General features: G+C 50.2%; 3 protein-coding genes and 3 pseudogenes. All 6 read left to right on the forward strand.

The annotated features are described in order from the left end of the window. Positions 1 to 304, forward strand: a pseudogene (locus tag Q0372_RS01690) (heavy metal translocating P-type ATPase); the annotation flags it as partial. Positions 305 to 764: 460 nt separating this feature from the next. Continuing rightward, complete coding sequence (locus Q0372_RS01695) at positions 765 to 2,015, forward strand: ankyrin repeat domain-containing protein (RefSeq protein ID WP_298101762.1); 1,251 nt, start codon at positions 765 to 767, stop codon at positions 2,013 to 2,015. 687 nt (positions 2,016 to 2,702) lie between these two features. Then, positions 2,703 to 4,403, forward strand: coding sequence for a Na+/H+ antiporter NhaC family protein (locus Q0372_RS01700; RefSeq protein ID WP_298101764.1), 1,701 nt, complete (start codon positions 2,703 to 2,705; stop codon positions 4,401 to 4,403). Then, positions 4,400 to 4,966: pseudogene (locus Q0372_RS01705) on the forward strand (tRNA (uridine(54)-C5)-methyltransferase TrmA); the annotation flags it as partial. The gene Q0372_RS01700 and the pseudogene Q0372_RS01705, both read left to right, overlap by 4 nt. A gap of 387 nt (positions 4,967 to 5,353) precedes the next feature. Then, positions 5,354 to 5,959 (forward strand): annotated as a pseudogene (locus Q0372_RS01710) (methyltransferase domain-containing protein); the annotation flags it as partial. A gap of 100 nt (positions 5,960 to 6,059) precedes the next feature. Beyond that, the gene (gene ilvA / locus Q0372_RS01715) at positions 6,060 to 7,271 is read left to right on the forward strand and encodes a threonine ammonia-lyase (protein WP_298101766.1); all 1,212 of its coding nucleotides are present in this window, start codon (positions 6,060 to 6,062) and stop codon (positions 7,269 to 7,271) included. The last annotated feature ends 365 nt before the right edge of the window (positions 7,272 to 7,636 follow it).

Below are 7,636 nucleotides of genomic sequence, written 5' to 3' on the forward strand. Positions count from 1 at the left end.
CATCGGCGTCGCGATGAACGGCGGCAGCGACGTAGCCAAGGGCGCGGGCGACGTGATTTTTATAAAAAACGACCTTGCAAGCGTGCTATATCTATTCCGCCTATCGGAAGCCGCAATGCGGACGATCAAGCAAAATCTCTTCTGGGCGCTCTTTTACAACGCCGTGTGTATCCCGATCGCAGCAGGCGCGCTATATCCGGCGCTCGGCGTGCTTTTAAAGCCGATGTACGGTGCTGCGGCGATGTGTTTTAGCTCCGTAACGGTCGTGTTAAACTCCATCAGATTGAAATTCGCTAAATTTTAACGCGACGGAATTTGCGCTAGGCGCGGAATTTTGTGCGGCGAAATTTTAATTTACTCCGCAAGAGCGCGCAAAATTCTTTCATTCTGCGAGGAATTTTACCTCGCAAATTCTATCTCTCTACTAATGCGCGTAGAATTCCACGGAACGGGCTCCACTTGAAAAAATTTTATTTCACGATAAGCCTAGCACGGAATTCCGCCAGATTTGTACAGCTTGCAAAATTTTATTTTACCGCTAGCTCGCGCGTAAATTTTAAAATTTTAGCCTGCCGATCGCTGTGCCCTCATATAGTGCCCTCCATTGCTGCGCCTATAACTACCATTATTTAACGCTGCTCGCCGCCACGCCGTAAAATTTTAAAAATTCCGCAAAATTTTATAAGGCTGAAAGGAATTCCATAAAATTCCACCGCCCGCACTAAGTTTTAATAAATAAATTTAAAGGTAAAATAACGCTTCAAATGCAATTCGAGGTAGCGATGCGAAAAATTCTAATGGGTTCGTTTGTTTTTTGCGGCACGCTTTTTGGCGCTTCTTGCGAGCAGATGCAGGAGGATGCGCGCGGATTTTTCGGCGCGAGTTTGAGCGACGAGGAGCTGCTGCAAAGCGATTTTGGCTGTAAAGGCTCGCTAGCTGGCGCAGAATTTTTGCAAAATTTAAAAAGCGCGTCTTCTGAGATCAGGGACGAAAATATCGATTGCGTCGGTAACGAAGCCTTACTGAACGAAAAAAGGCTTGAGCGAACCTTGGCATTTGCGGGGATGGATGGCGAGGGCTTTTTGAGCTATGCTAAAGAGAAAAACTACGCGCAAATTAGCGAAAAATCGCTCGAAGCCTTAGAATTTTACTCCGAGCGCAAGATTGGAAATTTCATCGCTTATGGCAATTTCATGGGCGAGATCCCGGCAGCCAGGGAGGCGCTAAGAGATTATTTCGCCGCTAAATTCAACAAAAACGACGCCGATGAGCTGGCAAGCGCCGTGATAGCGGAATTTATCGCATATGCTGCAAAGGATCGCAAGGCGGGAGATTACGGTGAGCTTGAGCTGGCGTTAAAAGGCGGAGTAGGTGCAGATGAGTTTCGTACGCTACTTTTTAGCAAGGATTTTGCGATTTACGAGCTTGATAATGCCCTGGATCTGGCACTTTTGCTAGGATATGACGAGCGCTTTAGCGGCGCTTTGATCGATCGGGGCGCGCAGGTGAATGCTGGCGAGGAAAACTCGCTATTTTACGCGATGAATAACGTTCAAAGCGCTAAATTTATGATCTCTAAAGGCGCCTTGGTTGGCTATAAAAACTCGCTTGGGCAAACTCCGATATTTTTTGCCGCCGCGGCAAAAAATTATGAGCTCGTAAAGTTGCTAATCTACTCGCACGCTAGCGTAAATGTCCGCCAGATCGGCAGCGCCGAAGCTCAGGCTCTAGCATCGCTAGGCGAGCGTAGCGACGGCTGTGAACGTTCGGGCGCGGGCAAGACGCTGCTGATGTTTGCGGCGCAAAAAAGTACCAAGCAGATCGTTGAATTGCTCGTAAAATCGGGCGCAAACGAAAAGGCGGTCGATGAGGCGGGGCTAAATGCGCTAGACTACGCGCTTGCAGGTGGCGAAGCGGCTACGCAGAGCTATTTGCGCTCGCTTGGACTAAGTCCTACACAAGCAAGCGATGATTTTACGAGCGATCCGCAAGATGCACCTGAGCGTGAGAATTAGCAAGCAGGCTTGATTTAAAGGGTCGCTCGCCGCTTCGTCGTTTTAGGTTTGCAGCGTTTTTGGGTTACAAAAGCCTTATGAGCTTTAAATTTAGAGTTTTGCCGCTTTGTAAATTCTATAGATTTAGCGGATTTTTCGAGTGCGAGTTGGTAGAATTTAACGCTTTAAAATTTTATCGCTTTGCTTGCGCAGGTTGCATGCACTGAAATTTTATAAACGTGCAGACGAGCTTTAAAAATGGCGATTTGTGCGTTTATGCGCGATAAAATTTTTGCCGAGGGATTTTGGTTTGCGATCAAGAGCAGGATTTCGTCAAATTTTGCGCGAGAAATTTATCGCTCTTGCGACAAAGCAAGTGTCGCAGTGTTGCGGAATTTTACCTTGGCTTGGGTCTTTTGCTATGTTAAGTAAAATTTTAAATTCGCTTATAAAACGCTTTTAATTACGCCGCGCGCGGTATTTTGCACCGGAGAGATTTTATTGTGCGACAAATTACTTAAAAATGCGTTCGCAAAATTGCAAACGCAGCAAAATTGTAGAGCTTGCTGTGCGATTAAGGCGCTCAAAAATCACCGTAAAAGAAAGCGCGTGAATTATGAATAATTGCTGCAATGCGCGCAGAATTTTAAAATTTAACCCCCGATCGGAGGTTAAATTTTAAAATTTTATCAATCATCAAGGATTAAAATGTTGAAAAATTTGCTTATCTTTACGGCGATTTTTTTGCCCGCGCTGGCGCTTGCGGACGTGGAGCCCGCCGTGCGAAACAGCGAGCTTTACGGCATGCTGACGCTGATACCGCCGGTCGTGGCGATCGTGCTTGCTTTTATCACCAAGGACGTGATTTTGTCGCTGTTTTTGGGCGTGCTAAGCGGGACTTTTCTCGTCGGTATGGTAGATCACGGCATCGCTGCTTCGGCGCTTTTTGCCTTTACGAACCTGTGCTCGCGCGTAGTAAAATCTATGGCGGATACGTGGAATGCGGGTATTTTGCTTCAGGTTATGTGTATCGGCGGGCTCATCGCTCTGGTTACCAAAAGCGGCGGCACAAAGGCGCTTGCGCTCTGGCTTAGCAAGCACGCCGACACTCCGGTTTTGGGTCAAATTTACACCTGGCTGATGGGTATCGTGATATTTTTCGACGATTACGCAAACGCGCTGATCGTGGGTCCGATAATGCGGCCGCTTATGGATAAATTTAAAATTTCGCGCGCAAAGTTCGCCTTCATCATCGACGCGACCGCAGCGCCGATCACCGGCATCGCTGTGATCTCCACCTGGGTCGGAGTTGAAATTTCGGCGATTAAAGAGGCCTACTCGCAGATCGGCGTAGAAAACATAAACGCCTTCACCGTCTTTGTGGAGACGATCCCGTATAGATTTTATAACATTTTCATGATCTTTTTCGTAGTCGCCACGGCAGTGATGAGTAGGGAGTTTGGCTCGATGTATCGCGCAGAGATCGCATCTCGCGGCGGAAAGAGCGGAGCTGCGGATTTTAAGATTAAAAATTTAGAGGATCAAATTTTCGTGCCCAAAGAGGGCGTCGCACTTCGCAAGCTAAACGCGATAATCCCGCTAGGAGCGATGATCGTCCTTTCCGTCATCGGATTTTATCTCAACGGCTACAGCTCGCTGGAGGGCGAGGCTTTGGAGGCGGTCAAGGCAGCTCCTCTTAGCTTTACTTCGATCCGTACTGCATTTAGCGCGGCAGATGCCTCGGTAGTGCTGTTTCAATCCGCGCTCTTTTCATCGATCATCGCCGTCGTTTTGGGCATCGCGCAAAAAATTTACGGCGTCAAAGAGGCGATCGAGGTCTGGGTTGGCGGCTGGAAAAGCATGCTAAATACCGTCATAATCCTACTTTTTGCGTGGTCGCTAAGCTCGGTTATCAAAGAGCTTGGCACTTCGCGATACTTAGTAGAGCTTCTAAGCGACGCTACGCCGCGCTTTGCTCTTGCGATCGTGATCTTCGTGCTTAGCTCGTTTATCTCATTTTCAACGGGCACAAGCTTCGGTACTATGGGCATCGTCACTCCTTTAGCCGTGCCGTTAGCGCACGCCGTGGGGCAAAAATACGGACTTAGCGGCGAGGAATTTCACGTTTTCATGTGCGTAAACATCAGCGCAGTACTTACGGGGGCGATCTTCGGCGATCACTGCTCGCCGATTTCGGATACGACGATCCTCTCTTCGATGGGCGCAGGCTGCGATCATATCGAGCACGTAAGCACGCAGATGACCTATGCGCTGGTTGTTTGCGGCATCAGTATCGTTTGCGGCTACCTGCCTGCGGGCTTTGGGCTTAGCGTGTGGGGATGTCTGATCTTGGGTATCGCGGCTATCATTCTTTTATTGCGCGTGGTGGGTAAAAGAGTGGATGTATGAATTGCGAAAGCTTCGGTAGCTGCGGCAGCTGCACGCTCGGCGAGCCCTATGAGGATCAAATTTCATACAAAAAGCGTCTGATCGCCGATAAATTTAGAGAATTTTTTGACGGCGAGTTTGAGTTTTTTGCCTCACAGCCGCAAAATTACCGCATCAGGGCGGAATTTGGCATCTGGTACGATATTTGGCATAGCGCATTTGATCTTGCTTACACGATGGGCGGCGCACGTAGCAAGAAAATTTTAATTAACGAATGCCCCAAGGTGGCGCTTCCTATCGCAAATTTAATGCCGCGGCTGCTAGAGGCGCTTAGACGGAGCGAAGCTTTAAAAGAGAAGCTCTTCGGCGTCGAGTTTATCTCGTGTGCTAGCGGGATTTTGGCGACTCTGCTTTATCACAAGCGCCTGGGCGAGCGCGAGCAGGAGGCGATTTGCGAGCTGGCGGGCAAGCTTGGCATCAGGGTTATGGCTCGCGCGCGCGGACAGAAGCTGTTAAGCGGCGAGCTAAGCCTCACAGACGAGCTTTGCGTGGACGGGCGAGTTTATAAATTTCGCTTCGGCGAAAATGCCTTCATCCAGCCCAACCGCGGCGTGAACGAAAAGATGATCGCCTGGGCGAGAAGCTGCGTGGACTTCGGCAAAGATGGCACGAGTGAGGTATGCGTCGCGCAGAATTTCGTTGCAAAGAATTCCATAGCGGAGAATTCCGCTGCGCAAAATTACGGCTGCGAGGAGCCCGCCCCGCGAAATTCTACGGATCGAAATTTTGCTTCTGAAAATTCCGCCGAATTTGACGCCGCTTGCCGAAATTCCGTTAAAGCAAATTTCGCTCGTGCAGAATTTAGCGGCGAAAATTCCGCGAAATTTAACCGCGCGTCCGCATGCGAGAGCTCTACGGATGAGAATTTCACTCGCAAGGATTTGGACGCACAAAATTCCGCCACGAAAAATTTGGATTGCGAAAAGCAAGGCTTGCAAAATTCAGCTAGCGAAAAACTCATCGCGCAAAATTCGAGCCACGAGCAGTCCGCCGCGCAAAATTCTAGCTGCGAAAAATATGCCGTGCGCCCAGAAAGCTCCGCTGCGCGCGATCTGCTGGAGCTGTACTGCGGGCACGGCAACTTCACTATCCCGCTTGCGGCTAAATTTAACCGCGTGCTGGCGAGTGAAATTTCAAAAAGCTCGATCGCGAATGCCCGCATAAACTGCGAGCTCAACGGCGTTTGCAACGCGCAATTCGTCCGCCTTAGCGCGGATGAGCTGATGAGCGCGTTTGCGCGCAGGCGCGAGTTTGAGCGGCTAAAGGGGATCGATATTTTCAGCTACGATTTTTCGCACGTCTTGATCGATCCGCCGCGCGCGGGGCTGGAGCCTAGCGTGATTGATTTCATAAAAAATTTTCGTAATCTAATCTACATCTCCTGTAATCCGCAGACGCTTTTTGAAAATTTACGCTCGCTTTGCGCTACGCATGAGGTGCGCAGATTTGCGATCTTCGATCAGTTCGCGCATACGAGCCATATCGAATGCGGCGTGCTGCTAAAGCGCAGGAGTTAGGCGGGTTTACAACCGAAGTTGTGGATTTAGACGGCGCGCGGGATAAAATTTCGCCTAAAATATGTATAATAACAAAATTTAAAATTACGAAAGGAAGTAGATGGTTGATCTAAATAAAATCATCCAAGCAAAGCGCACGATAAACGATTTCGTCTATAAAACGCCCTTTGCTCTGGCGCCGAAGCTCAGCAAGCTTTACGGCGCAGAAGTGTATCTAAAAAGCGAGAACTTGCAGCGCACCGGCGCATATAAGATTCGCGGCGCTTACAATAAAATCGCCCACCTCACGGACGAGGAGCGGGCACATGGAGTAATAGCCGCAAGCGCGGGCAACCACGCCCAAGGCGTAGCGATGAGCGCGCAAAAATTCGGCGTGCGCGCCGTGATCGTAATGCCTGAAGCCACGCCGCTACTTAAGGTAAGCGGCACGAAGGCTCTGGGTGCGGAGATCATCCTAAAGGGCGATAATTTCGACGAGGCGTACGCGTTTGCGCTGGAATATGCCAAGGAGCACAATCTAACGTTCGTCCATCCCTTCAACGACGAGTTCGTCCAAGCAGGCCAGGGTACGATTGCGCTTGAAATGATCGAGGAGGTCGCAGATCTTGAGTACATCGTCGTTCCCGTAGGCGGTGGCGGGCTTGCGACGGGGGTTTGCAGCTGCGCCAAACAGATCAATCCGGACATCAAAATCATCGCCGTAGCCGCCAAGGGCGCGCCCGCGATGCACGATAGCTTCGTCGCGAAAAAGCCGCTAAATTCCAAATCCGTCCGCACCATCGCCGACGGCATCGCCGTGCGAGACACTAGCGAGATCACGCTCTCTACGATCATCGAGTGCGTCGATGAGTTCGTGCAGGTCGATGACGAGGAGATCGCAAGCGCGATACTCTATCTGCTCGAGCAGCAAAAAATCATCGTCGAGGGCGCGGGCGCGGCGGGCGTAGCGGCGCTGATGAACGCGAAATTTGCATTCCCCGCGGGCGCAAAGATCGGCATCATCCTAAGCGGCGGCAACATCGACGTGCAGATGCTAAACATCATCATCGAAAAGGGTCTTATCAAATCGCACCGCAAGATGACGATCAACGTCACGCTCGTCGATAAGCCGGGCGCGCTTACGGGACTTACTGAAATTTTGCGCCGCGCCAACGCAAACATTGTCAAAATCGACTACGACCGCTTCTCGACCAATATCGAGTACGGCGACGCGCAGATCACGATCACGCTTGAGACCAAAGGCAAGGCTCACCAAGAGGACATCGCCTGGGCGCTCAAAAACGCAGGGTATGATTTCAGGGAGATTTTGTAGAATTTTGCTCGGGGTTGTGAAATTTGCCTGCGCTTGCAAAATTTGCTCTTGAATTTAGCCGAGATTGTAAAATTTACTCTGCGTTTGTACCAATGCTAAGGCGCGGCTAAATTTACACTCGCTTGCGCACAGGTTGCGGCTCGCTACGGCTTTGACTCACCACGCTAAATTTTAAATTTGCCGCTTTATACTCGCTGCGTCGAAATACTTTGCGGCTCGCGGTTTTAAATTTTACGTAGAATTTAAAATTCCAAATATACGGCGCAAGCCGCAATTTAAATAACGCGGACGCAGTCCGCCCCGCTTAAAGCGTCGTCGGGGGATGAGTGGGGTTTGGGGCGGGAAGGGGAGCGACCTCGCAATTC

Origin of the sequence: uncultured Campylobacter sp. (genome assembly GCF_937997405.1) — a bacterium.
Taxonomy (GTDB): domain Bacteria; phylum Campylobacterota; class Campylobacteria; order Campylobacterales; family Campylobacteraceae; genus Campylobacter_B.

What these genes read in the sequence shown, in the direction of transcription:
- ilvA (WP_298101766.1), top strand. Translation starts at nt 6,060, where the DNA reads ATGGTTGATCTAAATAAAATCATCCAAGCAAAGCGCACGATAAACGAT.
- Q0372_RS01700 (WP_298101764.1), top strand. Translation starts at nt 2,703, where the DNA reads ATGTTGAAAAATTTGCTTATCTTTACGGCGATTTTTTTGCCCGCGCTG.
- Q0372_RS01695 (WP_298101762.1), top strand. Translation starts at nt 765, where the DNA reads ATGCAATTCGAGGTAGCGATGCGAAAAATTCTAATGGGTTCGTTTGTT.